At 64.0% G+C, this 23,597-nt stretch carries 24 protein-coding genes and 1 tRNA gene; 16 read left to right on the forward strand and 9 right to left on the reverse strand.

The window, feature by feature from the left end; genetic code table 11:
• Nucleotides 1–91 precede the first annotated feature (91 nt).
• The 5 genes from cysD (at nt 92) to ABXS05_RS09420 (ending at nt 4,860) form a co-directional block, all read left to right on the forward strand.
• Nucleotides 92–1,000, forward strand: a complete 909-nt coding sequence (gene cysD, locus ABXS05_RS09400) for a sulfate adenylyltransferase subunit CysD (protein WP_367623701.1) — start codon at nt 92–94, stop codon at nt 998–1,000.
• On the forward strand, nt 1,000–2,919 hold the full coding sequence (cysN, locus tag ABXS05_RS09405) for a sulfate adenylyltransferase subunit CysN (protein ID WP_394313400.1): 1,920 nt from the start codon (nt 1,000–1,002) through the stop codon (nt 2,917–2,919). The genes cysD and cysN overlap by 1 nt, the downstream gene beginning before the upstream one ends.
• Before the next feature lie 156 nt (nt 2,920–3,075).
• The gene (locus ABXS05_RS09410; protein ID WP_311939755.1) at nt 3,076–3,501 is read left to right on the forward strand and encodes a DUF805 domain-containing protein; all 426 of its coding nucleotides are present in this window, start codon (nt 3,076–3,078) and stop codon (nt 3,499–3,501) included.
• A 233-nt stretch (nt 3,502–3,734) separates the two neighbouring features.
• Nucleotides 3,735–4,283 carry a DUF805 domain-containing protein gene (locus ABXS05_RS09415; RefSeq protein WP_367623702.1) on the forward strand — a complete coding sequence of 183 codons (549 nt, stop codon included), beginning with the start codon at nt 3,735–3,737 and terminating at the stop codon, nt 4,281–4,283.
• Nucleotides 4,284–4,449: 166 nt separating this feature from the next.
• Complete coding sequence (locus ABXS05_RS09420; RefSeq protein WP_367623703.1) at nt 4,450–4,860, forward strand: DUF805 domain-containing protein; 411 nt, start codon at nt 4,450–4,452, stop codon at nt 4,858–4,860.
• Nucleotides 4,861–4,948: 88 nt separating this feature from the next.
• Here the strand turns inward: ABXS05_RS09420 and ubiB are convergent, their stop codons facing one another.
• Entirely contained in the window at nt 4,949–6,484 is a 1,536-nt protein-coding gene (ubiB, locus tag ABXS05_RS09425) for a 2-polyprenylphenol 6-hydroxylase (RefSeq protein WP_367623900.1), read from the reverse strand.
• 192 nt (nt 6,485–6,676) lie between these two features.
• Between ubiB and ABXS05_RS09430 the strand changes: the two genes are divergently transcribed.
• From ABXS05_RS09430 to ABXS05_RS09465, 8 genes are all read left to right on the forward strand, one after another.
• The gene (locus ABXS05_RS09430) at nt 6,677–7,291 is read left to right on the forward strand and encodes a ribonuclease D (protein WP_367623704.1); all 615 of its coding nucleotides are present in this window, start codon (nt 6,677–6,679) and stop codon (nt 7,289–7,291) included.
• Between the two features lie 260 nt (nt 7,292–7,551).
• Nucleotides 7,552–8,349 carry an LPS export ABC transporter periplasmic protein LptC gene (gene lptC, locus ABXS05_RS09435; RefSeq protein WP_367623705.1) on the forward strand — a complete coding sequence of 266 codons (798 nt, stop codon included), beginning with the start codon at nt 7,552–7,554 and terminating at the stop codon, nt 8,347–8,349.
• The gene (locus ABXS05_RS09440) at nt 8,346–9,122 is read left to right on the forward strand and encodes an LptA/OstA family protein (RefSeq protein ID WP_367623706.1); all 777 of its coding nucleotides are present in this window, start codon (nt 8,346–8,348) and stop codon (nt 9,120–9,122) included. Before lptC ends, ABXS05_RS09440 begins: the two co-directional genes overlap by 4 nt.
• Nucleotides 9,123–9,137: 15 nt before the next feature.
• Nucleotides 9,138–9,806 (forward strand): LptA/OstA family protein, encoded by a 669-nt coding sequence (locus ABXS05_RS09445; protein WP_367623707.1) that lies wholly within the window; start codon nt 9,138–9,140, stop codon nt 9,804–9,806.
• A gap of 297 nt (nt 9,807–10,103) precedes the next feature.
• The gene (lptB, locus tag ABXS05_RS09450) at nt 10,104–10,913 is read left to right on the forward strand and encodes an LPS export ABC transporter ATP-binding protein (protein ID WP_376717713.1); all 810 of its coding nucleotides are present in this window, start codon (nt 10,104–10,106) and stop codon (nt 10,911–10,913) included.
• Between the two features lie 71 nt (nt 10,914–10,984).
• Nucleotides 10,985–12,058 (forward strand): microcin C ABC transporter permease YejB, encoded by a 1,074-nt coding sequence (locus tag ABXS05_RS09455; RefSeq protein ID WP_367623708.1) that lies wholly within the window; start codon nt 10,985–10,987, stop codon nt 12,056–12,058.
• A gap of 1 nt (nt 12,059) precedes the next feature.
• Nucleotides 12,060–13,193 carry an ABC transporter permease gene (locus tag ABXS05_RS09460; protein WP_367623709.1) on the forward strand — a complete coding sequence of 378 codons (1,134 nt, stop codon included), beginning with the start codon at nt 12,060–12,062 and terminating at the stop codon, nt 13,191–13,193.
• Between the two features lie 75 nt (nt 13,194–13,268).
• Nucleotides 13,269–13,345 (forward strand) — tRNA-Arg (locus tag ABXS05_RS09465).
• 88 nt (nt 13,346–13,433) lie between these two features.
• Here ABXS05_RS09465 and ABXS05_RS09470 read toward each other — a convergent pair.
• The 3 genes from ABXS05_RS09470 to ABXS05_RS09480 form a co-directional block, all read right to left on the reverse strand.
• The gene (locus ABXS05_RS09470) at nt 13,434–14,189 is read right to left on the reverse strand and encodes an SDR family oxidoreductase (protein WP_367623710.1); all 756 of its coding nucleotides are present in this window, start codon (nt 14,187–14,189) and stop codon (nt 13,434–13,436) included.
• A 348-nt stretch (nt 14,190–14,537) separates the two neighbouring features.
• The gene (locus ABXS05_RS09475) at nt 14,538–14,900 is read right to left on the reverse strand and encodes a VOC family protein (protein WP_311934774.1); all 363 of its coding nucleotides are present in this window, start codon (nt 14,898–14,900) and stop codon (nt 14,538–14,540) included.
• Nucleotides 14,901–14,920: 20 nt separating this feature from the next.
• Nucleotides 14,921–15,415 carry an SRPBCC domain-containing protein gene (locus tag ABXS05_RS09480; RefSeq protein ID WP_367623711.1) on the reverse strand — a complete coding sequence of 165 codons (495 nt, stop codon included), beginning with the start codon at nt 15,413–15,415 and terminating at the stop codon, nt 14,921–14,923.
• A 49-nt stretch (nt 15,416–15,464) separates the two neighbouring features.
• On the opposite strand from ABXS05_RS09480, the gene ABXS05_RS09485 reads away from it, so the two are divergent.
• Entirely contained in the window at nt 15,465–15,788 is a 324-nt protein-coding gene (locus ABXS05_RS09485) for an ArsR/SmtB family transcription factor (RefSeq protein WP_367623712.1), read from the forward strand.
• A gap of 71 nt (nt 15,789–15,859) precedes the next feature.
• Here the strand turns inward: ABXS05_RS09485 and ABXS05_RS09490 are convergent, their stop codons facing one another.
• The 4 genes from ABXS05_RS09490 to wrbA all read right to left on the reverse strand — a co-directional run bounded on the left by ABXS05_RS09490 (nt 15,860) and on the right by wrbA (nt 20,003).
• The gene (locus ABXS05_RS09490) at nt 15,860–17,245 is read right to left on the reverse strand and encodes a sensor histidine kinase (protein ID WP_367623713.1); all 1,386 of its coding nucleotides are present in this window, start codon (nt 17,243–17,245) and stop codon (nt 15,860–15,862) included.
• Nucleotides 17,242–17,916, reverse strand: coding sequence for a response regulator transcription factor (locus ABXS05_RS09495; protein ID WP_367623714.1), 675 nt, complete (start codon nt 17,914–17,916; stop codon nt 17,242–17,244). The genes ABXS05_RS09490 and ABXS05_RS09495 overlap by 4 nt, the downstream gene beginning before the upstream one ends.
• A gap of 246 nt (nt 17,917–18,162) precedes the next feature.
• On the reverse strand, nt 18,163–19,377 hold the full coding sequence (locus ABXS05_RS09500; RefSeq protein WP_367623715.1) for an MFS transporter: 1,215 nt from the start codon (nt 19,375–19,377) through the stop codon (nt 18,163–18,165).
• Nucleotides 19,377–20,003 (reverse strand): NAD(P)H:quinone oxidoreductase, encoded by a 627-nt coding sequence (gene wrbA, locus ABXS05_RS09505; RefSeq protein WP_367623716.1) that lies wholly within the window; start codon nt 20,001–20,003, stop codon nt 19,377–19,379. Before wrbA ends, ABXS05_RS09500 begins: the two co-directional genes overlap by 1 nt.
• A gap of 99 nt (nt 20,004–20,102) precedes the next feature.
• Between wrbA and ABXS05_RS09510 the strand changes: the two genes are divergently transcribed.
• Both ABXS05_RS09510 and ABXS05_RS09515 read left to right on the forward strand, forming a co-directional pair.
• Nucleotides 20,103–21,011: a LysR family transcriptional regulator gene (locus ABXS05_RS09510; RefSeq protein ID WP_367623717.1), complete on the forward strand. Its 909-nt coding sequence runs from the start codon at nt 20,103–20,105 to the stop codon at nt 21,009–21,011.
• Between the two features lie 209 nt (nt 21,012–21,220).
• Entirely contained in the window at nt 21,221–22,483 is a 1,263-nt protein-coding gene (locus ABXS05_RS09515; RefSeq protein WP_311934763.1) for a capsule polysaccharide biogenesis protein, read from the forward strand.
• Nucleotides 22,484–22,758: 275 nt separating this feature from the next.
• Here the strand turns inward: ABXS05_RS09515 and ABXS05_RS09520 are convergent, their stop codons facing one another.
• Nucleotides 22,759–23,448: an outer membrane protein gene (locus tag ABXS05_RS09520; RefSeq protein ID WP_367623718.1), complete on the reverse strand. Its 690-nt coding sequence runs from the start codon at nt 23,446–23,448 to the stop codon at nt 22,759–22,761.
• Between the last annotated feature and the right edge of the window lie 149 nt (nt 23,449–23,597).

Below are 23,597 nucleotides of genomic sequence, written 5' to 3' on the forward strand. Positions count from 1 at the left end.
CAAGAAACGCACTTGCGCCGGCAGCCCTGACATTCTATGTAAAATGCCCTAATTACACATTTTCCAATGTGAAAAGGGCCCATAGGCGCCAATGTCCCGCACCCTCTCCCCTCATCTCAAGCGGCTCGAAGCCGAGTCGATCGGGATCATCCGCGAAGTCGCGGCCGAATTCGCCAATCCGGTGATGCTCTATTCCATCGGCAAGGATTCGGGGGTGATGCTGCATCTGGCCCTGAAGGCGTTCTATCCCTCCAAGCTGCCCTTCCCGCTGCTGCATGTCGACACGACCTGGAAGTTCAAGGACATGATCTCGTTCCGCGACGAGATCGCCAAGCGCTACGGGCTCGACCTGATCGTGCATATCAACCAGGACGGCGTCGAGCGGGGCATCAATCCGATCACCTCCGGTTCGTCCCTGCATACCCAGGTGATGAAGACCGAGGGGCTGCGCCAGGCCCTCGACAAGTACAAGTTCGACGCGGCCTTCGGCGGCGCCCGTCGCGACGAGGAGAAGAGCCGCGCCAAGGAGCGCATCTTCTCCTTCCGTACCGCCAATCACACCTGGGATCCGCGCAACCAGCGCCCCGAATTGTGGTCGCTCTACAACACCAAGATCCGGCAGGGCGAATCGATCCGCGTCTTCCCGCTGTCGAACTGGACCGAGCTCGACATCTGGCAATACATCCTCGAAGAGGACATCCCGATCGTGCCGCTCTATCTTGCCAAGGAGCGGCCGGTGGTGTTCCGGGCCGGCACCATGCTGATGGTCGACGACGAGCGCCTGCCGCTGGAGCCGGGGGAGGTGCCTGAGATGCGCCGCGTCCGCTTCCGTACGCTCGGCTGCTATCCGCTTTCGGGCGCCATCGATTCCGAGGCGACCTCCGTGGCCGACATCGTGCGCGAAATGCTCACGGCCCGCACCTCCGAGCGGCAAGGCCGCCTGATCGACAATGACGAATCGGCCTCGATGGAAAAGAAGAAGCGCGAGGGCTATTTCTGATGAACGCTGCTGCCCCCCAGACCCAGCTCTCGCTCGCCGAAATGCTCAAGCCCCGCGAAAAGGGGCTGCTGCGCTTCCTCACCTGCGGCTCCGTCGATGACGGCAAGTCGACCCTGATCGGCCGGCTGCTCTATGATTCCAAGCTGATCTTCGAGGACCAGCTCGCCACGCTGGAAAAGGATTCCAAGCGTCACGGCACCACCGGCGAGGACATTGACTTCGCCCTCCTGGTCGACGGGCTGGAGGCTGAACGCGAGCAGGGCATCACCATCGATGTCGCTTATCGCTTCTTCTCCACCGCCAAGCGCTCCTTCATCGTGGCCGACACGCCCGGTCACGAGCAATATACCCGCAACATGGCGACGGGGGCCTCCACCGCCGATCTCGCCGTCCTGATGATCGATGCCCGCAAGGGCGTGCTGGTGCAGACCAAGCGCCATGCCACCATCTGCTCGCTGCTCGGCATCCGCCACATCGTGGTCGCGGTCAACAAGATCGACCTGGTGGATTATGATCGTGTCGTCTTCGAGAAGATCGTCCACGACATTCTGGCTTTCACCGCCAACCTCGATTTCACCTCGGTCACCCTGATCCCGATCTCCGCACGCTTCGGCGAAAACGTCTCGATGCGTTCGACCCATATGGATTGGTATCACGGCCCAATCCTGATCGAGCATCTGGAGACGATCGACGTTGCCTCCGATGCCGTGAAGAAACCCTTCCGCTTCCCGGTGCAATGGGTGAACCGGCCCAATCTCGATTTCCGGGGTTTTTCCGGCACGCTCGCCTCCGGGACCATTCGTCCGGGCGACAGCGTCACGGTGGCGGCCTCGGGCAAGACCTCGGTGGTGACGCGCATCGTCACCCAGGACGGCGACCTCGAGGAGGCCGTCGCCGGCGATGCGGTCACCCTCACGCTCGCCGACGAGATCGATGCCGCTCGCGGCGACGTGTTCTCCCGCACCACCGAGCGGCCCGACGTTACCGACCAGTTTGCCGCCCACCTGATCTGGATGTCCGAGGACGCCCTGCTGCCGGGGCGCTCCTACATGCTGCGCATCGGCACCAAGTTCGCGCCCGCCACCATCACCTCGATCAAGCACAAGATCGACGTCAACACCCAGGAGCATCTGGCGGCCCGCACGCTGCAACTCAACGAGATCGGCGTCGTCAACGTGGCGACCGGCGTACCGGTGGCGATCGACTCCTATGTCGACAACCGCGAGACCGGCGCCTTCATCCTGATCGACCGCGCGACCAACCAGACCGCGGCCGCCGGCATGATCGATTTCGCCTTGCGCCGGGCCACCAATATCCATCGCCAGTCGCTCACTATCGACAAGCTCGCCCGTTCGGCGCTCAAGCACCAGAAGTCGGCGATCGTCTGGTTCACCGGCCTGTCGGGCTCGGGCAAGTCGACCATCGCCAATCTGGTCGAGGCCGAGCTCGCCCATGCCGGCCATCACACCATGCTGCTCGACGGTGACAATGTCCGCCATGGCCTCAACCGCGATCTCGGCTTCACCGATGCCGACCGGGTCGAGAACATCCGCCGCGTCGGCGAGGTGGCCAAGCTGTTCGTCGAGAGCGGCACCATCGTGCTGTGCTCCTTCATCTCGCCCTTCGAGGCGGAGCGTGCGCTCGTTCGCTCCCTGGTCGAAGCCGGCGAGTTCATCGAGGTCTTCGTCGACACCCCGATCGAGGATTGCATCAAGCGCGATCCCAAGGGGCTCTATGCCAAGGCCCTGGCCGGCGAGATCAAGCACTTCACCGGCGTCAGCAGCCCCTATGAGCGGCCCGAGAATGCCGAGATCGTGCTGCAGACCGTGGGCAAGACGCCCGACACCCTGGCGCAGGCCGTGGTGAAAGCCCTGCGCGAGCGCGGCCTGCTCGACCACCAGGACGATTGGGGGCTGTAACCTATTTTCGAATAGGCGCTGGTGCCGGATACCGCCGCGATCTAGCATAGACCGGCTCGTCGTGATGAGATTCTTGCACGAGGAGCTGGCCTGTGTCGGGCCGGCCGGGTGTCCAGCAAGGCCTTGTCGGACCGGCATCATTGATCATGGGGCGTGATGGCTGGTTTGTTTTCCTTCAAGGGCCGCATCGGCCGGCATGCCTATCTTCTCGTCACGGTGCCGCTGGCTTTCGTCTATCTGGTCTGGATTGCCTGGTGGCTGTTCGCCACCTCCAGTTTCGACGACGAGGGGCCTGCCAAGATTTTCCGCATGAGTGCGATCGGCTGGGTTGTCTGCGCCTGGCCCTATCTGGCCGCCGGCTTCAAGCGCTGTCACGACCGCGGTAAATCCGGCCTGTGGTATGTCGGCTGGACGGCGGGCTGCCTCGGTTTCTGGATCGCAGCGATCATGGTCCAGCCCCTGCTGGCCTGGCTGGGCAATCTCATCGCGCTGTGGACCCTGGTCGAGATGGGTTTCATCAAGGGAACGCCGGGCCCCAACCGCTTCGGCCCGCCTGCCGACGAATGGCCTCCGCAAGCATAGAACCCCGTGGCTTGAAGAAATCGTCGTCGAGCAGGCGGGGCGTCCCGCCCGGTACCTCAAGTTGCAGGCCGTTGGCGCAATATCGTTCCAGGTGTATCCTCGTTCCGGTGTTTTGCGATTGGACGGAAGCCTCTCGAATCGCAAAGACGCGTCGAACCAAAGAGATAGAGCAAACAAGCGCTCGCGCCTGAACGCGTTTTGCTCGAGGAAACGCCAGGCGCGACGAATGCAACATGGCCCAGGCCGGTGCAAATGATGGCGGCATGACCGTCGGGCGGATGCTGCTCAGCCCGAAGGGCCGGATTCCTCGCTTCGACGCCTTGTTCGCCTATGCCTGCCTGTGCGTGATGTTCGCGGCGGCCGCCTTCGTCTGGGGTGGATGGGTATTCGCCTATTACCGCCGTGATCCGGCAGCGGCATTGCAGGTGATGCCTTGGACGCCGCTCGGAGGGCTCGGCCTCTTGGCGGGCTGGATGGGCTTCTGCATCCTGGCCAAGCGCTGCCATGATCGCGACCATTCAGCCTGGTTCCTGCTGATGGGACTGATCCCGCTTGCCAATCTCTGGCTGCTGGTCGATCTGTTTTTCTGGCGCGGTACCCGTGCGGTCAATCGCTTCGGTCCTGAACCGGAGGGCATGGCCAGCCAATGGCGGGCAGCGAACGAGGATCGTTTAAGGCAAGCTGACGGTCAAAGCCCAGGGATGCCGAAGAGGTTTCTCGCCTATGGCCTGCAAGGCCAAGGTGAGATGAAGACCATGGCTCGTATTGTGACAATTTCCTGAATTGTAAAGTGCCACGAGATCAAGCGGTCTGGCTGCTGTTCTTCTGTCACGCTGGAAACACGTTTCTCCACCGATCGAGATTGACGTCTTGTTTCCAATCGTCTGTGCTGATAGGTCGGCAAACATCGAAATCGCAAGAGCTGATGAGCAAAAGGGGTTGAGTGCGATGAATGAACCGACACTTGCGGAGAAATTGTTCAGTTTCCAGGGCCGGCTGCGCCGCAGCAACTACTGGATCTATCATCTTCTGCAATGGCTCGCCCTGTGCGTCGTCGTGGGAATCTTCTACGGCCTGGCGCTGACCGTGACGCCGGATAGTCCGCTCATCTATGTGCTGGGCCTGATCGGCATCGTCGTCTATGTCGGCTTCGTCTGGTCCGGGCTTTCCATCGGGGTCCGGCGCTGCCACGACCGCAACAGGAGTGGCTGGTTCCTGCTGGTCAGCTTCATTCCCCTCGTCGGCGCCATCTGGGTTCTCATCGAACTCGGCTTCCTCGACGGTACCCAGGGTCCCAACCAATACGGTCCCTCGCCCAAGGGTATCGGCGGCAACGAAGTCGCCGGTGTCTTTTCCTGAACAGCAAAGGGGCCGAACCCGTTCGGCCCCTGGTTTTCGGCGCTGAAGCGTTTGGCCCCAGATGATGCCGTCGCCTACGCCGCTGGGCTCAGACCAGTTTCCACGCCAGGTAGAGCGCGGCGAGGGCGATCAGCCATAGGGCTGCATTGCCCCAGCGATTGCGGCGGGCCTCGGCCTTGCCGATCGCCTCGATGCTGTCGGGCAGCAGGGCAAAGCCCTTTTCCGCCGCCTCGTTGAGGCGTTCGGCCAAGGTCTCGGCCCGGTTGAGCAGGCTCGGCAGCAAGGTGAACGACTTTCCCGCCTCCAGCGTCTGCTGGCCCAGATCGCCGAGCTTGCCGAGCGGCCCGAGATTGCGCTCGATCCAGTCGCGCACCACGGGATCGGCCGTCGCCCACATGTCGAGCTTGGGATTGAGCCGCCGGGCGACGCCCTCCACCACCACCATGGTCTTCTGCAGCAGGATCAGCTCCGGCCGGGTCTTCATGTCGAAGAGCTCGGTGATCTCGAACAGCAGCGTCAGCAGCTTGGCCATCGAGATCTCGTCGGCCCGCTTCTGGTGGATCGGTTCGCCGATGGCGCGGATGGCCTGGGCGAAATCGTCGATCGAATGGCTCCGAGGCACGTAGCCCGCCTCGAAATGCACTTCGGCCACCCGCCGGTAGTTGCGGGTGATGAAGCCGTGCAGGATCTCGGCGAGGAAACGGCGCTCCTTCAGGCCGGCACGACCCATGATGCCGAAATCGACCGCCACGAGCTGGCCCGAGGCATCGATCATCAAATTGCCCTGATGCATGTCGGCGTGGAAGAAACCGTCGCGGATGGCATGGCGCAGGAAGGACTGGATGATGATGCGGGCGAGCTCGACGAGATCGAAGCCGGCCGCCTTCAGCCTGTCGATGTCGGACAGGGGAATGCCTTCGATCCATTCCAGCGTCAGCACGCTGCGGGCCGTGCGATTCCAGTCCGGTGCAGGGATGCGGAAATCGGGATCTTCGGCGATGTTCTCCGCCATTTCCGACAGGGCCGCTGCCTCCAGGCGCGAATCCATCTCGAAGGCGACGGTCCGCGCCAGCATGTCGACGGTCTCGACCGGCTTGAGGCGCTTGGAGCGCGGGTCGAGCCGCTCGATGGTGCGCGCGGCGAAATAGAAGGTGGAAAGGTCGGAGCGAAAGCGCCGGTCGACGCCCGGGCGCAGCACCTTCACCGCCACTTCGCGCTCGCCGTCCGCGTCGCGGATGACGCCCTTGTGCACCTGTGCCACCGAGGCGGCGGCGACAGGCTCGGAAAGCTCGGCGAAGAACTGGTTCAGCGGCCCGCCCAGCGCCCTTTCGATCTCGGCGATGGCGGTGGCCTGCGGGAAGGGCGGCATGCGGTCCTGCAGCTCTTCCAGGTCGCGCGCCACCGCAAAGCCGACGACATCCGGCCTGGTGGCGAGGAACTGCCCGAGCTTCACCCAGCTCGGCCCGAGCTTCACCAGGGCAGCCGCGAGGCCCTTGCCGCCGCTGACGTTGCGTTTTTCGACCAGCCGGCCGAGGCGCACCGCCAGTCGCGCCGGTGCCGGCAAATCATGGATGTCGACGAGGCCGAGCGCGCCCTCGCGGGCCAGCGTCCAGCCGGCGCGCATGAGACGAAAAGGGTCGAGGAAAGAAGCCAAGGGTACCAGCCGAATGAATTCGCGGGGAGGTCGATAGCACGCGCAGGCGCATTGGCAAACCTTCTCCCGATGTGGGCTTCAAGCTCTCCTCCCTCTTGCACATCGTCTTGCGAGGGTTCTATTTGCCGTCTGACCCAATGATATCGAGTTCAGGAAGTTTCCGTGACCATTCGCTACCACCGCGGCGATCTGCCCGACCTGTCCCGCTACACCACCAGCGCCGCCATCGATACCGAGACCATGGGCCTCAACCCCCATCGCGACCGTCTGTGCGTGGTGCAGCTCTCGCCGGGGGATGGCACCGCCGATGTGGTGCAGATCGCCCAGGGCCAGAAGAGCGCCCCCAATCTCGAGCAATTGCTGGCCAATCCCTCGGTCACCAAGATCTTCCACTTCGCCCGCTTCGACATTGCCGCGCTGCAGAACGCCTTCGGCGTGGCGACGAAGCCGGTCTATTGCACCAAGATCGCCTCGAGGCTCACGCGCACCTACACCGATCGCCATGGCCTCAAGGACCTGGTGCGCGAACTGCTGGGCATCGACCTCTCCAAGCAGCAGCAATCCTCCGATTGGGGCGCCGACACACTCACCGACGCCCAGCTCGCCTATGCCGCTTCGGACGTGCTCTATCTGCACGAACTCAAGGCCAAGCTGGACGCCACCCTGGCGCGGGAAGGACGTTCGGAAGTGGCGCGCGCCTGTTTCGACTTCCTGCCGACGCGGGCGCTGCTCGACCTCAATGGCTGGCCGGAGACCGATATCTTCGCCCATAGCTGAAGCCGGCGCCGCACGCCTCGCACCCGTCCGGGAGGCCTGGCGGGTGACGGCGGCGTGACGCGTTCCCTTCGGCACATTCCCCCTGCGCCCGAAATCTGCTATGAGGGCGCACCTGTTGCGATTTTCACCCAAAGTTGAGGAATTGCAGACAGGGATGGACGGCGCCTGTGGCGCCGGGTTGACGTCTCCACTTCGCATCGCAATATGATGGTCGGTGGCGATGGTTTCCCGCCGCTAGCAGCGTTTGGATAGGTATTCGTTTGGCCGATATCATGGATGCGCGGGTCAAGATCCCCCAACCCGCCATGCCTTCGCGTGAAAGCGCTTTCAAAGCTGCCCGCGCTCACAGCAGGCTGGTGCGTTTCCTGAAGTTTGCCGTGCCCGCAATAGCGGTTGCCGGAGCGGGTATTTTTGTGTTTCTGGCGGTGTTCAACCCCTTCGCGCCGCTGCCCATCGTCGTTCCCGATCCGGTCAAGCCGTCCGGCGAAGGCATTCTGGCCGTCGAAAGGCCGCATCTGACCGGCTCCAACAATCGCGGGCAGAAATATGACGTCACCGCCACCGGCGGCACGCAGAAAGTCAGCGTGCCCGGCGTGGTCAGCCTCACCGGATTGAAGGCCGTGATCACCGCGCCCGACCAGAGCGATGCCACGCTGAGCGCCGAAACCGGTACCTTCGACACGGTTGGCCAGCTTCTCGATCTCAAGGGCGATGTGCGCGTCAAGTCCACCAAGGGCTATGACGCGACCTTGAAGAGCGCCAGCATCGACCTCAAGGCCAGCACGGTCAACAGCAAGGAGCCGGTCACCGTCAATCTCACCTCCGGCACGATTTCGGGCAATGGCCTGAGCATCGTGCAGGGCGGTTCGAAAATCCTGTTCAAGGACGGCGTCAGCGCCAGCTTCAAGGTACCCTACAAGCCGGACGCGGAAGACGGCACGGACAGCGCCGACACGCCCGCTACCCCATCCGACGATGCGCCGGCTCCTGATGCTGCGGCTCCGAATGCCGCTCCCCCGAATCCAGCCAACCCAGTGCAGGGAAATCCCACCCAATGACGATGAAAATCCGCCGCCTGGTGCCTCTCGCGGTGCTGCCGCTCGCTTTGGCCCTGACGGCTGCCGATGCCGGCGCCGCCCCGAAGAAGGCGGCCAGCCCCTTCCAGGGCTTCTCCTCCGACAGCGGCAAACCCGTCGACGTCAAGTCGGACTCGCTCGAAGTGCATCAGGACGAGCAAAAGGCGGTGTTCACCGGGAATGTGGTGGCGACGCAGGGTGAATCCGTTCTGCGCACCAATGAGTTGACCGTCTTCTACGAGAATGTCGACAACAACGCCAAGGACGGCGCCGCCAAGGATGGCAAGGCCAAGGACGCCAAGTCGGGCGATGCCAAGCCGGCCGATGCCAAATCCGCGGATGCCAAGCCCACCGACCCGAAGGCCGCCGATGCCAAGCCGACAGACGGCCAGCCGGCTGGCGATGCCAAGGCTGCCGAAGCGAAGCCTGCCGAGACGAAACCGGCCGACGCCAGCAAGGCGCCGGCCTCCGGTTCCGGCACGCCGGCCAGCTCCATCAAGAAGCTGGTCGCCCGCGGCAATGTCGTGGTCACCTCCAAGGACCAGAAGGCGACCGGCGCCAATGGCGTGATGGACATGGCCACCAATGTCGCCACGCTGACGGGCGGCGAGGTGGTGATGATCCAGGGTCCGAACGTGCTCAAGGGCACCAAGCTGACCGTCAACCTCAAGACGGGCATCGCCAGGGTCGAAGGCGGTGGCACCGGCGGTGTCTCGGGCGTCTTCACCCAGGGCAGCCAGAAGAAGAGCAATTGAGGGAGCAGGCCCGTGATGATGCGACCCAGCCCGACGTCTCGCCGCCTCGCTCCGGCGCTGTTGCTGCCTCTGGCGCTGCTCGTTTCATCACTGGCCTTGCCGGCCGGTGCGCAGGAGAAGAAGCCCTCCACGCCTTTCCAGGGCTTCTCCTCCGACAATGACAAGCCGGTGAACATCAAGGCCGATCAGCTCGAAACCCATCAGGACGAGCAGAAGGCGATCTTCACCGGCAATGTGGTGGCGACCCAGGGCGAGTCGACGCTGACCTCGGAGGAACTGACGGTCTTCTACGAGGCCGCGTCCCTGCCGGGCAAGCAGCCGGCCGATGCTGCCGGTGCCAGCCCGGCCAAGCCAGCGGCCCCCTCGGCTGCCCTGCCGGCCGACGCATCCTCGACTGCAGAAGCCGCCGATGCCGATGCGGCGCCTGCGCCTGACAACAAGGTCAAGAAGCTGGTAGCCAAGGGCAATGTCGTCGTCACTGCCCCGGACCAGAAGGCGACCGGCGACGACGGCATCCTCGACATGGAGACCAACATCGCCACGCTGACGGGCCAGGAAGTGGTGATGACCCAGGGCTGCAACGTGCTGCGTGGCAAGAAGCTGGTGGTCAACACCCAAACCGGCCGAGCCACCGTCACCGGCGGCACCACCGGCCATTTCGTCTCGGGCGACCAGAAGTGCTGATCCAGGGGCGTACCGTCCCCAGAGAAAAACGCTATAGGCGGCATGTTTTTGCCCGATGAACGAGATATTCACCGGCGTGCGGCAAAGCTGTCATTGGACACCGGAATGCGCAATGCAGGCCGGTTTTCGGTATGGGCAGCTTAATGGAACCAAGCCTCGAAAATGCTAAAGCATTCCCGGCTTGGACACCCGACGATTTTCGATGCCAAATCAAAGATTTGGCGAAAATCGTCGGATAGAATCCAGGGGCATTGAAAATGCCTCTTGATATAACAGGATAACGCGGCATCGGGCCCGATGCCGCAGGAAGAGTGCGGGCCAGGCATGAACGAGATGGTGCAATATGCGGCTGACGGCGATGAAGCAGGGCCGGCCGTCAGTGTCGAGGGCACGCTCTCGGTGGTGTCGATTGCCAAGACCTATGGCAAGCGCACGGTCGTGAGCGACGTCAGCCTGGAGGTTCGGCGCGGCGAGGCCGTCGGCCTGCTCGGTCCGAACGGCGCCGGCAAGACCACGGTCTTCTACATGATCACCGGCCTGGTGCCGCCGGACCACGGCCGCATCGAGCTCGACGGCCATGACGTGACGGCGCTGCCGATGTATCGGCGCGCCCGGCTCGGCATCGGCTATCTGCCGCAGGAAGCCTCGATCTTCCGCGGCCTGAATGTCGAGGAGAATATCCGCGCCGTGCTCGAGATTGTCGAGCCCAACAAGGCCGAGCGGGAGCGCCAGCTCGACGAACTGCTCGACGAGTTCAAGATCGGCCGCCTGCGCAAGACCGCCTCGATCGCGCTCTCGGGCGGCGAACGCCGGCGCGTCGAAATCGCGCGCGCTTTGGCTGGCCGGCCGTCCTTCATGCTGCTCGACGAGCCTTTCGCCGGCATCGATCCGATCGCAGTCGGCGACATCCAGACCCTGGTGCGCCATCTGACCAATCGCGGCATCGGCGTGCTGATCACCGATCACAATGTGCGCGAGACGCTGGCCCTGATCGACCGGGCCTACATCATCCATTCCGGCCATGTGCTGACCCAGGGCACGCCCCAGGAGATCATCGACAATCCCGAAGCTCGCCGGCTCTATCTCGGCAGCGAATTCAGGATGTGATCCGCGTCCCGCCAGGATTCCCATCGCCCTGATTCTCCTCTAGGTTCGACAGGCCAACCCGGAACGTCGATTTGCTCGCCTATGTCCTGCGCCGTCTCGCGCTGATCGTGCCGACCCTGTTCGGCATCATGCTGATCTCCTTTGCCATCATCCAGATCGTGCCCGGCGGTCCGGTGGAGCGCATGGTGTCGATGCTGTCGGGCAATGCCGGGGGCGGGGGCGATCTCGGCGGCCCGGCACCGAGCTTCAATGCCGGCGCCTCGCAATATCGAGGCTCCCAGGGCCTCGATCCGGCCTTCATCGCCAGCCTGCGCAAGCAATATGGCTTCGACAAGCCGGTCTATGAGCAATTCTGGCTGATGATCAAGAACTACGCCACCTTCAGCTTCGGCCAGAGCTATTTTCGCGATACGCCCGTCACCACGCTGATCGCCGAGAAACTGCCGGTGTCGATCTCCATCGGCCTGTGGGTGATGCTGCTCTCCTACGCGATCTCGATACCGCTGGGCATCCGCAAGGCGGTCAAGGACGGTTCCTTCTTCGACGGCTGGACCTCCGCGGTGATCGTCATCGGCTATGCCATTCCCGGCTTCACCCTCGGCATCCTGTTGATCACGCTGTTTGCCGGCAGCGCCTTCTGGCAGATCTTTCCCAATGGCCGGCTGGTTTCCGACAATTGGAACGAATTATCGCTGTGGGGCAAGATCGCCGACTATGCCTGGCACATGACGCTGCCGCTGATCGCCATGGGCGTCTCGGCCTTCGCCACGCTGACCATGATGACCAAGAACGCCTTCCTCGACGAGATCCGCAAGCAATATGTGCTGACGGCGCGCATGAAGGGATTGTCGCCGCGCCGGGTGCTCTATGGCCATGTTTTTCGCAACGCCATGCTGATCGTGATCGCGAGCTTTCCCGCCGCCTTCATCGCGGCGCTGTTCACCGGATCGCTGCTGATCGAGCAGACCTTCGAGCTCAACGGTCTCGGCCGGCTCAACTATGAATCGGTCATCAACCGCGACTATCCCGTGGTGCTGGCCTCCATCTACATCCTGGCGCTGGTGGCCCTGGTCATCAATCTGGCCACCGACTTGATCTACATGTTCGTCGATCCGCGCATCGACTTCGAAGCGCGTGAGGTTTGAGATGGAGGCTGCCACCCAAACCCGGCGGGGCTGGCTTGCCCTGTCGCCTCTCAACCGGCGGCGCCTCAACAATTTCAAGGCCAATCGGCGCGGCTACTGGTCGTTCTGGCTCTTTCTCACCCTCTTCATCCTGTCGCTGTTCGCCGAGTTCATCGCCAATGAAAAGCCGCTGCTGATCGTCGACAAGGGCCAGGTCTTTGCGCCGGTCTTCGTCGATTACGACGAGACCGATCTTGGCGGAGACCTGCCGGGACCGGCGAATTTCCGCGATCCCTACCTCGTCAAGCTGCTGGCCGATCGCGGAGCCTTCGTGCTCTGGGCACCGATTCGCTATGGCCCGCAGACCATCAACAAGAACCCGCCGGCCGGCGGCGTGCCCTCGCCGCCCACCTGGGCCCTGCGCGACGAGCAGTGCCGCGACGCCGCCCAGACCGTGGGCGGGACGGGGTGCCGCGACATCGAATGGAACTGGCTCGGTACCGACGATACCGGCCGCGATGTGCTGGCCCGCATCATCTACGGCACCCGGATCTCCCTGCTCTTCGGCTTGATCCTCACCTTCTTTTCCTCGCTCATCGGCGTGACGGCCGGCGCGGTGCAGGGCTATTTCGGCGGCTGGGTCGACCTGATCTTCCAGCGCGCCATCGAGATCTGGACCAGCATTCCCTCGCTCTATCTGCTCATCATCATTTCGGCGGTGCTGGCGCCGGGCTTCTGGGTGCTGCTCGGCATCCTCCTGTTGTTTTCCTGGATGGCGCTGGTGGCGGTGGTCCGTGCCGAGTTCCTGCGCGCCCGCAATCTCGAATATGTCCGGGCGGCCAAGGCGCTCGGCCTGTCCGACACCACCATCATGATCAAGCACCTCCTGCCGAACGCGACGGTGGCGACGCTGACCATGCTGCCCTTCATTCTCTCCGGCGCCATCTCGACGCTGACGGCGCTGGATTATCTCGGCCTCGGCTTGCCGCCCGGCACGGCCTCGCTCGGCGAATTGCTCAAGCAGGCCCAGGCGCGGCCCAATGCCTATTGGCTCACCATCTCCGGCTTCACCGTGACGGCGCTGCTGCTCTCGCTGCTGATTCTGGTGGGCGAAGCGGTGCGCGATGCGCTCGATCCGCGCAAGACATTCGGCTGAGCTTAAAATCGCATCGGGCGAAATCGCATCGGGCGATTGCAGGACGCGGAACGATCGTTTAGAAGGACGAACGACGCACCCATAGCTCAGCTGGATAGAGCGTTGCCCTCCGAAGGCAAAGGTCGCACGTTCGAATCGTGCTGGGTGCGCCATTTTCCCCTTTGAAATGATTTGAAGCCGCTCGAGATGTGCCCGGGCGGCGAGGCTTGTCGGTCGCAGGAGATGCGGCGAACCGGCGGTTCAGTCTGGATTCATGGCGGCGAAGACGGCCTCGTAGCGGCCGTCCCGCTCGGCCCAGCGGCGAGCGCGGTCACGTTCGAGCAGTACCTCGCCTTGCGGATGGTCGCCTTGGTCGAGCAACTGCATCACCTCGAAGACATAGGCGTCGACGGGCATCGCGCGCGGATCGGAGGCCTGCTGGCTGCCGGTGAGCTCGGTCTGCACATAAGGGGGTGCCAGCTCGAGCACCTCGACGGGCACCTTGCGAAGCTGGTGGCGCAGGGACTGGAGCCAGGAATGCAGGAACGCCTTGCTGGCGCAATAGGTCGGGAAGTCGGCACGAGGCACGAAGGCGAGGTTGGAGCTCGTGGCGATGATCGTCGCATCCGCTTGAGCCTTCAGAATCGGGAGGAGTGCTGCGGTCACGCGCAATACGCCCAGGATGTTGGTCTCCACGATCGCCTCGGCATCGCCGACATCCCAGCCGTCCGCCGTCAGGTCCTCGGCGCGCGAGATGCCGGCATTGGCGATGAGCATGTTGAGGTCGGGAAAATGCCTGCGTATCTCGTTGGCGAGGCGCGACAGGGAGCCGGGATCGGCGAGGTCGAGCGGCAGCCCGATCAAGCCGGGCCGGTTTGCCGTGATCCGATCAAGCAGGCCTTGCCGTCGTCCCGTCACGATGACGCGGTTGCCGCGCTGGTGGAAGGCTTCGGCGAGCACGCGGCCGATGCCGCTGGTGCCGCCGGTGACGAGGATGGTGTTGCCGGTCATCTTCATGGGTATTGCGTCTCCGTTGAGCTGGGGGCACGGAAATGCCGCCGCTGCGCGTGAGGCAGCGGGCCGCCTGCAATCCCAGGTGAGCATCGACCATCATGGCAGCGGCAAGCCGCACCGGAATGGAAGCCCCAGGGGATGACGGGAAGGCGGAGCAGAAGTGGGATGGCATGACCGTAGCGCCCTGTTGAATCGAGATCTCCCTGCTGGGAACCCCTCGACAAAGGACGCGTTGGATGACGGTAACGCCTACGGCAGCAGCATGGATGGCCGCTGCAAGCATTTTCGTAATAGGGCGCGTCACCACGGTCAAGTCGCTTCAGCCCGAGAGCGAGGCTGACCGCCCTCGGCTCACCAGGCGTCCGGCTCGCGCAGCATGTGGACGATATTGGCGGGATTGGTGACCCAGCCGCCCTTGAATCCGTCCGGCAGCGGCTCGATTGCGTCGCAACGGACCACGCCGGCACCCGACAGATGGCCGGACGCCTTGTTGAAATCGTCGGTGAACAGCTCCAGCCAGACTTCGGCCTGGCTCAGCATCGGCGCCTCGTCGAGCCACAATTTGTTGGGGCCGAGCTCGAAGCCGATGGCAGGCGCCTTGTCGGTGATCGGCGTCAGGCCGACCACATCGCGATAGAACGCTACCGTGGCCTGATATTGATGCGGAGGGATCTTCATGGCGATATCGATGCCGCCATAGATGGTCGCAGCCATGGTTGGTTTCCCTTGTCCCGTCATGGGGTGTCACTGGAGGGTTCGCTTGCCGGCACGCCGGCCAATTCGCTTCGATAATAGCCCTCGCGCAGATTGATGCCGTATTCGAGATAGGCCTTGAGGCAGCACAGCATCTGCGACCAGCCCTCGCAATTGAGGTAGGAGGCGTGCTGCCCCTGCGCGTCCTCGCTCCAGCCGGTCTCGGCGATGGTAACCAGCGTCGCGTCGTCTTCCAGCGCCTCGAAATTCATCTCGATGCGGGTTTTGTAGCGCGCGGCGCCATCGGCGGGTTTCGGCCCATCCCAGCGCAGCACGATATGGCTGTCGGCCATCACCTCGTCCACTTCGACGGGGACCTTGCCCCACCACACCACGGTCGCTCCGGTCGCCAATGGGGCGCTGGCGCCGCCGACCGTGGTGAAATAGGCGCTGAGCTTGCCGGGGTTGACCACGGCCTCGAACACCTCGCGAACCGGCTTTGCGATCCGTGCGGAAACCCTGAATTTCGGCTTCATCGGGCTTCTCCCTGTTGCAGGAGGCGACAATATGTTATAAATTTATAACATGTCAAGCGAGCTCGAAGAAGACCTGGTTTTCAAGGCATTGGCCCATCCGCGCCGGCGGGCCATGCTCGACCACCTCAAGGAGGAGGCGCGCACCACCGGCATGCTCTGCGAAGCCTTCGCGGACATGGATCGCTGCACGGTGATGCAGCATCTCAAGGTGCTGGAGGAGGCCGATCTCGTCATCGTCAGGCGGGAAGGGCGTGAGCGCTGGAACCATCTCAACGCCCTGCCGATCAAGCGCATCCACGACCGCTGGATCAGCGGCTACGCCGCCCACGCCCTCGCCCTTCTCGACAAGCTCAAGGCCGATCTGGAAGGATGACCGTAAAAGTGCCTGTCCTGTCCTGAAATACCGTCCTCAAGACGAGTACAGCCCGATGAACGGGCCATTGCTCAAGACAGCATCTTTCCTTCAGCCTGTCGCGCCGCCAAAGGCAGGTCGATTTCCAGGCAGGCGCCGCCCTTGGGGCCGTTGGATGCGGCGATATGGCCGCCATGCAGGCGTACGATCTCGCGCACGAGATTGAGACCGAGTCCGGCGCCGCGGCCGTCCTGGCGCAGGCGGTGGAATGGCTCGAAGATCCGCTCGGTCTCGCTTTCGGGAATGCCGTCGCCCTCGTCGCAGATCTCGATGCGGCCGCTGCGGTCGACGCGTATGCCGATGGTGCCGCGGCGCCCGCCATGATCGATGGCGTTCTGGATGAGATTGGTCAGCGCCCGCTCGAGCGAGGTCTGGTCGCCTGTCACCAGGATCGGCCCGTCATCGGCCTTGAAATCGATCTCGTAGCCGGCGGCGAAGGCCAGTGGTGCGAGATCGACGATCACCCTTTGGGCGAGCGCGGCGAGATCGACCGTCGCCGTCGGCCTCTCCTGCTGGTCCAGGCGCTGGAAATCAAGCAATTGCCCGGTCAACACCGCCAGGCGCGAAGCGTCCTCCAGCAGTCGCGTCTTCTCCGGCCCTGGCGGCAGCGAGGCGATGCGGGTGGTGAGGATGGCGATCGGCGTGCGCAATTCATGCGCGGCGTCGGCCAGGAAGCGCTGATGCCGCTCATAGCCCTTGTCGAGACGGGCCAGCGCATCGTTGACGGCCTTCACCAGCGGCATGATCTCTGCCGGCACACCGGCCTGGGGCAGGCGAACGCCGCGCTGGCCGATGTCGATGCGCCCGGCCTGCGTCGCGGCGGCACCGAGCCCGGAAAGGGCTCGGCGCACCACGATCGGCGTGACCATAAGGGTGACCAGCGCCATCAGGACGAAGAGTGGACCGATCACGGTGGCCGAACTCAGGGAGACGCCCCAGAACAAATGCTGCCAGGACATATGGCCCTGGGTGCCGGTGAGGATCTGTACGCGCCCGGCGGCGCTGTCCACCCATTTGAGCACGGCAGCGGGCTTGTCGATGCCGGCCCGGTCTTCTCCGAGCCGGATCTGCTGGATGTGATTCATGCCCGCTGCGAACGGGGCATAGTCGGCGGGAACGCGGCCTTCCCTCAGATCCCGGCCTTGCTTGTCGCGGATGATGAACCACAGATCGGGCGCTTCCCGGCGCAGCCGCCGGAGATCGCCGGTCTCCCCCAGGACGAGGAGGTCGTCGGTGTTGCGCACCAGGGCGTCGCGGAGTACGTCGAGGGCGCTGTCTTCATAGGCATCGGCGAACCGCGCCGTGCCCCAGACGGCGACGACCACGATCACCACGATCAGCGCGAGCATGACGGTCTGGAAGGCGACCAGCCGCTTGACCAGGCGCCAGCGCAGGGAAGGCGACGAGGCGGCCGTCATGACGTTTCGCGCAGAAGGTAGCCCACCCCGCGAATGCCGTTGATGACAACCCCGGCATCGGCATCGGCAAGCTTGCGTCGCAGCCGCGAAATATGGGTGTCGAGCGCGTTGGACTGGATCTCGTCATCCAGGCCGAACACGGCTTCCATCAGGAAAGGGCGCAGCACCATGCGCCCCATGCGCCGCACCAAAGCGGCCAGTACCAGCAATTCCCGCCGCGGCATGTCCAGCGGGGTGCCCGCCACGCTGGCCTCCTGGTGGGTGAAGTCGAAGCAGAGCCGCCCGACCCGCACCATATGCGATTGCAGATTGGCGGGCCGGCGCAGCAAAGCGCGCAGCCGCGCCAGCAATTCCTCGAAGGCGAAGGGCTTGCCGAGATAATCGTCGGCGCCATGTTCCAGACCGCTGACACGATCGATCAACTCGCCGCGGGCGGTCAGCACCAGCACGGGCACGGCATTACCGCTGGCACGCAGGGTCGGGATCAGCGACAGTCCGTCACCGTCGGGCAACTGCCTGTCGAGAAGCAGGGCGTCGTGCACCCGATCGCAGAGGACTTCCTCGGCGGCGGCGATGCTCGAGACATGGTCGACGATCATGTCGTGTCGGACCAGGGCGGAGCGCAAGGCCGAGACCATCTCAGGCTCGTCTTCCACCAGCAGGATCCGCATTGCCCGTCTCTCCCATGTCCCCTTGCCTCGCGCCTTGCCAACATAGCGTTACCCGTCCTGCATTGCGCGAACCTTGCGCACGCTCCTGCCGGGCAGCGGTTGAAAGGGGCGATCACCACCACGGCCGGCGCATGTTGACGAATGCGCCCGAGCCGCAGGGGGCTGGCGATTTGTGTTGTCGCCTGCCTCGGTGGCGCGAGAAGGCGATCCGCGGCCTTCCCGTGCAATCGCGGGGCCGGTCCTTCCTCACGGGCCTGACGGGGAAGGTGCAGCCGGCCGGTCGATGCGGCCGAGGGCCAGCGCGAGGGCGATGGCAGCCGCGGCGGCGGCGACGACGAGCAGGCTTGCCGATCCCCAGCCATAGGTGTCGATGAGCGCGCCCACCGCAACCGGCCCGGCGACCTGACCGAGGCTGCTGCCCTGCATGGTGAGGCCGACCACCATTGGAGCCAGCGCAGCGGCGGGCGCCAGGACGGGGGCGGAGGACAGGAGTGTCGCCGGGATGAGGCCGCCGACGGCCGAAAACATGATGCATAACAGCAGCAGCGGGCCATTCGGGAAGATCTGCAGGAACACGCAAGGCGCGGCGATTCCCATCACCAGGCTGGCGCTCGCGATCAGCACGGCGCGGCGGGCCCCGCGCGACAGCAGGAAGCCGGCCGCGAGATTGCCGAGAATGTTCGAGGCACTGGCGAGGGCACTGACCATGCCGGCGGTGCCATAGCCCAAGCCCATGCGCTGCATCAGCAGCACCGGCAGGAAACTGAACAGGGCGAAGAACATCAGGCTGTAGAGAGCAAAGCATAGGGCGAGCAGCGGGGGGCCACCGGCCGTCAGCACGGCAAGGACATTTCGGGCGAGGCGCTGCGGCGGCGTCGGGCTCCGGCGGGGGCTGCCCGGCACCGTGACCAGCGCGGCCAGGATGGCAAGGCTTGTGATCATCGCGCCGGACCACCAGATGGCGCGCCAATTGCCGAAGAACGGGCCGGCGAGCATGGCCAGCGCTATTCCGGCCGGCATGAAGCAACTCCACAGGGCAAAGGCGAGATCGCGCTGCCCGGCGGGGCTGATCCGGTTCAGGATGGCGGGACCCGCCACCGTGACCAGCAGGAAGCCGAGGCCTTCGACGATGCGCGAGGTGACCAGCACGCCATAGTGGGAGGTAAGGGCACCAAGTCCGCTGCCGGCCGCGATGGCGCCCAGGCCCAGCACCAGCATGCGGCGATCGCCGAAGCCGGAGATGGCCGCTCCTGCCGGGATACCGCCGGCCAGGCCGAGCACGGCGAAGATGCCGGCCAGCCAGCCGATGGCGCCAAGGCCGAGGCCGAGATCGGCCTGCAGCATGGGAGCGGCGATCAGCGTCTTGCCGACCTGCAGCGAGGCTGCAATGCCGGAGGCGACCACCACGGCTACTGCCGGCCAGGCCGTGGTGCTGCGGGGCAGGAGGAGAGGGGGAGCCATCAGGCGGCATCCTGGAGCCGCGCGGCGGCGAGGGCCCGGGCGAGATGGGCGACGTGACGTCCTTGGAAGCGCGCACCGTCCAGTTCGTTGGTGCTGGGCTCGCGATTGCCACCGCGGCCGTCATCGGCCAATGTCGAAGCGCCGTAGGGCGAACCGCCGGTGATCTCGTCCATGCGCGACTGGCCCCCGAAGGTATAGGGCAGGCCGGCGACGACCATGCCCAGATGCAGCAGCGCGATATGGGTGGACAGGATCGTGGCCTCCTGCCCGCCATGCTGGCTGCCGGTGGAAGTAAAGACGCTGCCGACGCGCCCGACCAGGGCATTGCGTGCCCACAGCCCGCCGGCCTGATCGAGAAAGTTCTTCATCTGCGCGGCCATCGTGCCGAAGCGTGTCGGCGTGCCGAAGATGATGGCATCATGGTCGGCCAGTTCGGCGACATCGGCAATCGCCGCCCGCTGATCCAGCTTGTAGCCGGCACGGATGGCGACGGCATCCGGCACGATTTCCGGTACCCGTTTCACCATGGCGCATGCGCCGGTTTCACGCACGCCTTCGGCTACCGCACCCGCCATGATCTCGATATGGCCGTAGGAGGAATAGTACAGCACCAGCACGGACGTCATTGTCAGCTCCTCGTCATTCCTGGATGAGGGGAGCATCGCATTTCGGGCTTATCGATCGGAGTGATATAATTGGCATCAAACCGATCGAAAGAATTGATCATGATCGATGCCCTTACCTTGGATCAACTGCGCACCTTCGTGACGGTGGTCGACAGCGGCAGCTTCCGGTCGGGGGCCGCCAGGCTCTCACGCGTGCAATCGGCGGTAAGCCATGCCATCGCCAATCTGGAGGCGGAACTCGGGCTGGCCTTGTTCGACCGCACCGGTCATCGCCCGGTGCTGACCGGTGAGGGCAAGGCCCTGCTCGCCAATGCCCGTGACATCCTCCTGCGCGTCGACGCCATGCGCGCCCGTGCCCGAGGATTGGGGGAGGGGGTGGAACTCGAACTTTCGCTGGTGGTGGACACGCTGTTTCCGGTCGCCTGGGTCGGCGAGGCGCTCAGGACGATGCGGCAGGACTATCCTTCTGTCGCGATCCGCCTGGCCTTCGAACCCCTGGGGGGCCCGCTCACGGCCCTGCTGGCGGGGCGCAGCACGCTGGCGGTGATCACCGGCGAGAATTTCCGTGATGCGCGCGTGGTGCTGCAGGGCCTCTCCTCGATCGAAATCGTGGCGGTTGCCGCGGCAGGCCACCCGCTGGCCACTCGGATCGACGACCAGGCGATCGAAGTCGCCGAACTTGCGGATCATCTGCAGATCGTCCAGGTGGATCCGACCACCTTGTCACAGGGGCGGGATTTCGGCGTGTTGTCGCCGCAGACCTGCCGCGTTGGCAGCCAGGATACCAAGCACGCCATGATCCTGGCGGGGTTGGGGTGGGGACGCCTCCCCGCCTGGCAGGTGGAACGGGATCTGCGGGAAGGCCGCCTTGTCCGGCTGCACACCAAGGATCTGGGTCGTCATGCCAGGGCCGGTACGCAGGCCTATCTCGCCCATCGTCTCGATGAACCGCTCGGGCCGGCCGCCCGCGCTTTCGGCCGTGCGATCGAGGACATTGCCGCAGCGTAGGGCATCATGCCGAAAAGTGGATGCCGGCTTTCGGCAAAAGCGATGCAGCAGCAACGGCCCGCGGGGTTGGACCCGATTCCGAAACCGGATTCGATGCCGCCATGCCTGCCGAAACGGTAGCCTGTCAAATCAGCGGTATGTACATATTTGCGACAAGAACTATCAGTATGTGTAAGCTGTTTCAGTTTGAATCAATTGTCGGATTGCCTATGCCGCGTCCCAAGTTCATTGTGCTGCTCCAGGGACCGGTCGGCCCCTTTTTTTCCGAGCTTGCGCAATCGCTCCTGGCGCGTGGCGACAGAGTCCTCAAGATCAATTTCAATCTCGGCGACCGCATCTATTCGAGGCGGATTCCGTTTGTCATGTTTTCCGACAGCCTGTCGGCCTGGCGGGGCTGGTTCTCGCAGTTCCTGCTTGGTCAGAAGCCGGACAAGGTGATCCTGTTCGGCGATCAGCGTCCCTATCACCAGGTGGCGGTGGCGCTGTGCCGGGAGCTCGGCATCGATGTGTGGTGCCTGGAGGAAGGGTATCTACGACCCGATTACGTGACCGCCGAACGCGAGGGCAACAATGCGGCGTCCCTGCTGCCGCGGGTCCTGTCGGCCTATGATCGCAACAAGGCGGCCCCTGTCGAGGCGCCGGTGACGATCCCCGCCGCCAGCTTCAAGCCCATGGCCTGGTGGGCTTTCAAATATTACCTGGCGATGTCGGCCGGCAGCGTGGTGTTTCGGCAATATTCCCATCATCGCGAGCGCTCCTTGTTGGGAGAGGCGATGCTCTGGAGCCGCAACGCCATGCGCAAATACACCGATCGCTGGACCAATGCGAAGAAGATCATCGACCTCGTCGACAATTTCGACCGCAAATATTTTGTCGCCGCCCTGCAGGTGCATGATGACCTGCAATTGAGGGTCCATGGCGCAGGCTGGACCATGGAGCGCATGATCGAGGCCACGATCCGTTCCTTTGCCAAGCACGCCCCGCCCGGCACCCGCCTTGCCTTCAAGGCCCATCCGCTCGACCGCGGGCATCGGCCCTATCACCGCTTCGTGGCGCAGCTCGCCAAGCTGGCGGGTGTGGCCGATCGAGTCTCCTTGATCGACGACGGGCCGACCGGGCTGTTGATCCGGCATGCCCGTGGCATGATCACGGTCAACAGCACCACGGGAATTCTGGCGTTGCAGCGCAATTGCCCGGTCTTCGTGCTGGGGAATGCACATTATGCCATTGACGGCCTTGTCGCCCATGGTGGCGAAGACAGGCTGAAACAGTTCTGGAGCGCGCCCTTCCTGCCCAACGCGGCCGCGAGGGACGCCTTCGTCAGTCACATGGTGGCGGAGACGCAGATCAACGGCTCCTATTATCTGAGCCGTTACTTTGACCTGACCATCCGCAATCTGATCGGCCGCATCGACGACAATGTGGTGGAATTGCCGAAGAAGGCGCCTGTGCGCGCACCGAAGTCGGCTTGAAATCCTTCTTTGGTCGTCTGAGAGACGACCAGCCCTGAGAGGCGTCCCGAAATCGGTGGTGAGGGGTCCGCGGCCAGGCAGGCGATCCCGTCGCGGCAAACGCAATGGCGGGCTGCGCTGAATTGAGCCGGCTTACAAGAGAGAGGGCTGGCGCTATCGGACGGTGCTGGGCCGGACCCACCCGTCTCATCATCGGCCGTTGCAGATCCGGCAAACAAAAACGGGGGCAAACCTGCCCCCGTTGATGCAATGAGATCTGATGCAGCAGCGTCGGATCAGAACTTGTAGTTCACACCCAGACGCACGGCGTGGAAGTCCGGCGAGGCCTTGGAGTGAAGGGTGCCGCTGCCGCGCACCGTGTAGCTGCCGAAGTTCACATACTGATATTCGATGCGGCCCGAGAGATTGTCGGTAAAGGCATATTCGAGACCGGCACCGGCCGTCCAGCCCACCTTGGTGTTGCTGTCGCTGAACGAAGCGCCGTCATAGCTGAGCTTGTAGTCGATGTTGCCATAGGCCAGACCGCCGGTGGCGTAGATCAGGAAGCGGTCATAGGCATAGCCGATGCGCGGACGCAGCGTGCCGTACCACTTGATGTCCGAGCGGGCACGACCGGGAGCGTCGGCGACCACACCATGCACGGTGTCCTTGATCTGGGCACCCTGGAAGTCGGTTTCGATACCGACCACGATGTTGTCGAACTGGTAGTTATAGCCGGCCTGCAAGCCGCCCAGGAAACCCTTGCCCGTCAGCTTGCCGATGTCGCCGAGGAAATCCGGATCGTGGATGCCGACCGTGTCGCGGCCGCCAAAAGCATAGCCGACGTTCGCACCAGCATAGAAGCCCGTCCAGGAGAACGGCAGGACAACCGGTGCCACAGGCTCAACGGGTGCAGGCGCAAGGTCGGCGGAGAAAGCTGCCGTCGACGAGAGCAGGAGAGCAATTGCTGCTGCAGAGATTCTCATATGCGTTACTCCTAAAGGTGAAACCACCATGCCAGCTTTCGAAACGCGAGTCTGTAGCTTTGATGCAACAGGTAGCGGGGAAATAACGTCCTTACTTCGATGGGTGCCCTAAGGTGCAGGGCCGCTCTGATTTTTGCAAGGTAAGATGA

The organism is Labrys neptuniae (genome assembly GCF_040797145.1).
Taxonomy (GTDB): Bacteria; Pseudomonadota; Alphaproteobacteria; order Rhizobiales; family Labraceae; genus Labrys; species Labrys neptuniae.

Excerpts from the sequence above, each read along its gene's own strand:
- ABXS05_RS09485 (WP_367623712.1), top strand. The coding sequence starts at position 15,465 with ATGTCAAGCGAGCTCGAAGAAGACCTGGTTTTCAAGGCATTGGCCCAT.
- ABXS05_RS09500 (WP_367623715.1), bottom strand. The coding sequence starts at position 19,377 with ATGGCTCCCCCTCTCCTCCTGCCCCGCAGCACCACGGCCTGGCCGGCA.
- ABXS05_RS09520 (WP_367623718.1), bottom strand. The coding sequence starts at position 23,448 with ATGAGAATCTCTGCAGCAGCAATTGCTCTCCTGCTCTCGTCGACGGCA.
- ABXS05_RS09475 (WP_311934774.1), bottom strand. The coding sequence starts at position 14,900 with ATGGCTGCGACCATCTATGGCGGCATCGATATCGCCATGAAGATCCCT.
- cysD (WP_367623701.1), top strand. The coding sequence starts at position 92 with ATGTCCCGCACCCTCTCCCCTCATCTCAAGCGGCTCGAAGCCGAGTCG.
- ABXS05_RS09460 (WP_367623709.1), top strand. The coding sequence starts at position 12,060 with ATGGAGGCTGCCACCCAAACCCGGCGGGGCTGGCTTGCCCTGTCGCCT.
- ABXS05_RS09470 (WP_367623710.1), bottom strand. The coding sequence starts at position 14,189 with ATGAAGATGACCGGCAACACCATCCTCGTCACCGGCGGCACCAGCGGC.
- ABXS05_RS09515 (WP_311934763.1), top strand. The coding sequence starts at position 21,221 with ATGCCGCGTCCCAAGTTCATTGTGCTGCTCCAGGGACCGGTCGGCCCC.
- ABXS05_RS09480 (WP_367623711.1), bottom strand. The coding sequence starts at position 15,415 with ATGAAGCCGAAATTCAGGGTTTCCGCACGGATCGCAAAGCCGGTTCGC.
- ABXS05_RS09420 (WP_367623703.1), top strand. The coding sequence starts at position 4,450 with ATGAATGAACCGACACTTGCGGAGAAATTGTTCAGTTTCCAGGGCCGG.
- lptB (WP_376717713.1), top strand. The coding sequence starts at position 10,104 with ATGCCGCAGGAAGAGTGCGGGCCAGGCATGAACGAGATGGTGCAATAT.
- ubiB (WP_367623900.1), bottom strand. The coding sequence starts at position 6,484 with ATGCGCGCCGGCTGGACGCTGGCCCGCGAGGGCGCGCTCGGCCTCGTC.
- ABXS05_RS09440 (WP_367623706.1), top strand. The coding sequence starts at position 8,346 with ATGACGATGAAAATCCGCCGCCTGGTGCCTCTCGCGGTGCTGCCGCTC.
- cysN (WP_394313400.1), top strand. The coding sequence starts at position 1,000 with ATGAACGCTGCTGCCCCCCAGACCCAGCTCTCGCTCGCCGAAATGCTC.
- ABXS05_RS09490 (WP_367623713.1), bottom strand. The coding sequence starts at position 17,245 with ATGACGGCCGCCTCGTCGCCTTCCCTGCGCTGGCGCCTGGTCAAGCGG.
- ABXS05_RS09445 (WP_367623707.1), top strand. The coding sequence starts at position 9,138 with ATGATGCGACCCAGCCCGACGTCTCGCCGCCTCGCTCCGGCGCTGTTG.
- wrbA (WP_367623716.1), bottom strand. The coding sequence starts at position 20,003 with ATGACGTCCGTGCTGGTGCTGTACTATTCCTCCTACGGCCATATCGAG.
- ABXS05_RS09510 (WP_367623717.1), top strand. The coding sequence starts at position 20,103 with ATGATCGATGCCCTTACCTTGGATCAACTGCGCACCTTCGTGACGGTG.
- ABXS05_RS09495 (WP_367623714.1), bottom strand. The coding sequence starts at position 17,916 with ATGCGGATCCTGCTGGTGGAAGACGAGCCTGAGATGGTCTCGGCCTTG.
- ABXS05_RS09415 (WP_367623702.1), top strand. The coding sequence starts at position 3,735 with ATGGCCCAGGCCGGTGCAAATGATGGCGGCATGACCGTCGGGCGGATG.
- ABXS05_RS09410 (WP_311939755.1), top strand. The coding sequence starts at position 3,076 with ATGGCTGGTTTGTTTTCCTTCAAGGGCCGCATCGGCCGGCATGCCTAT.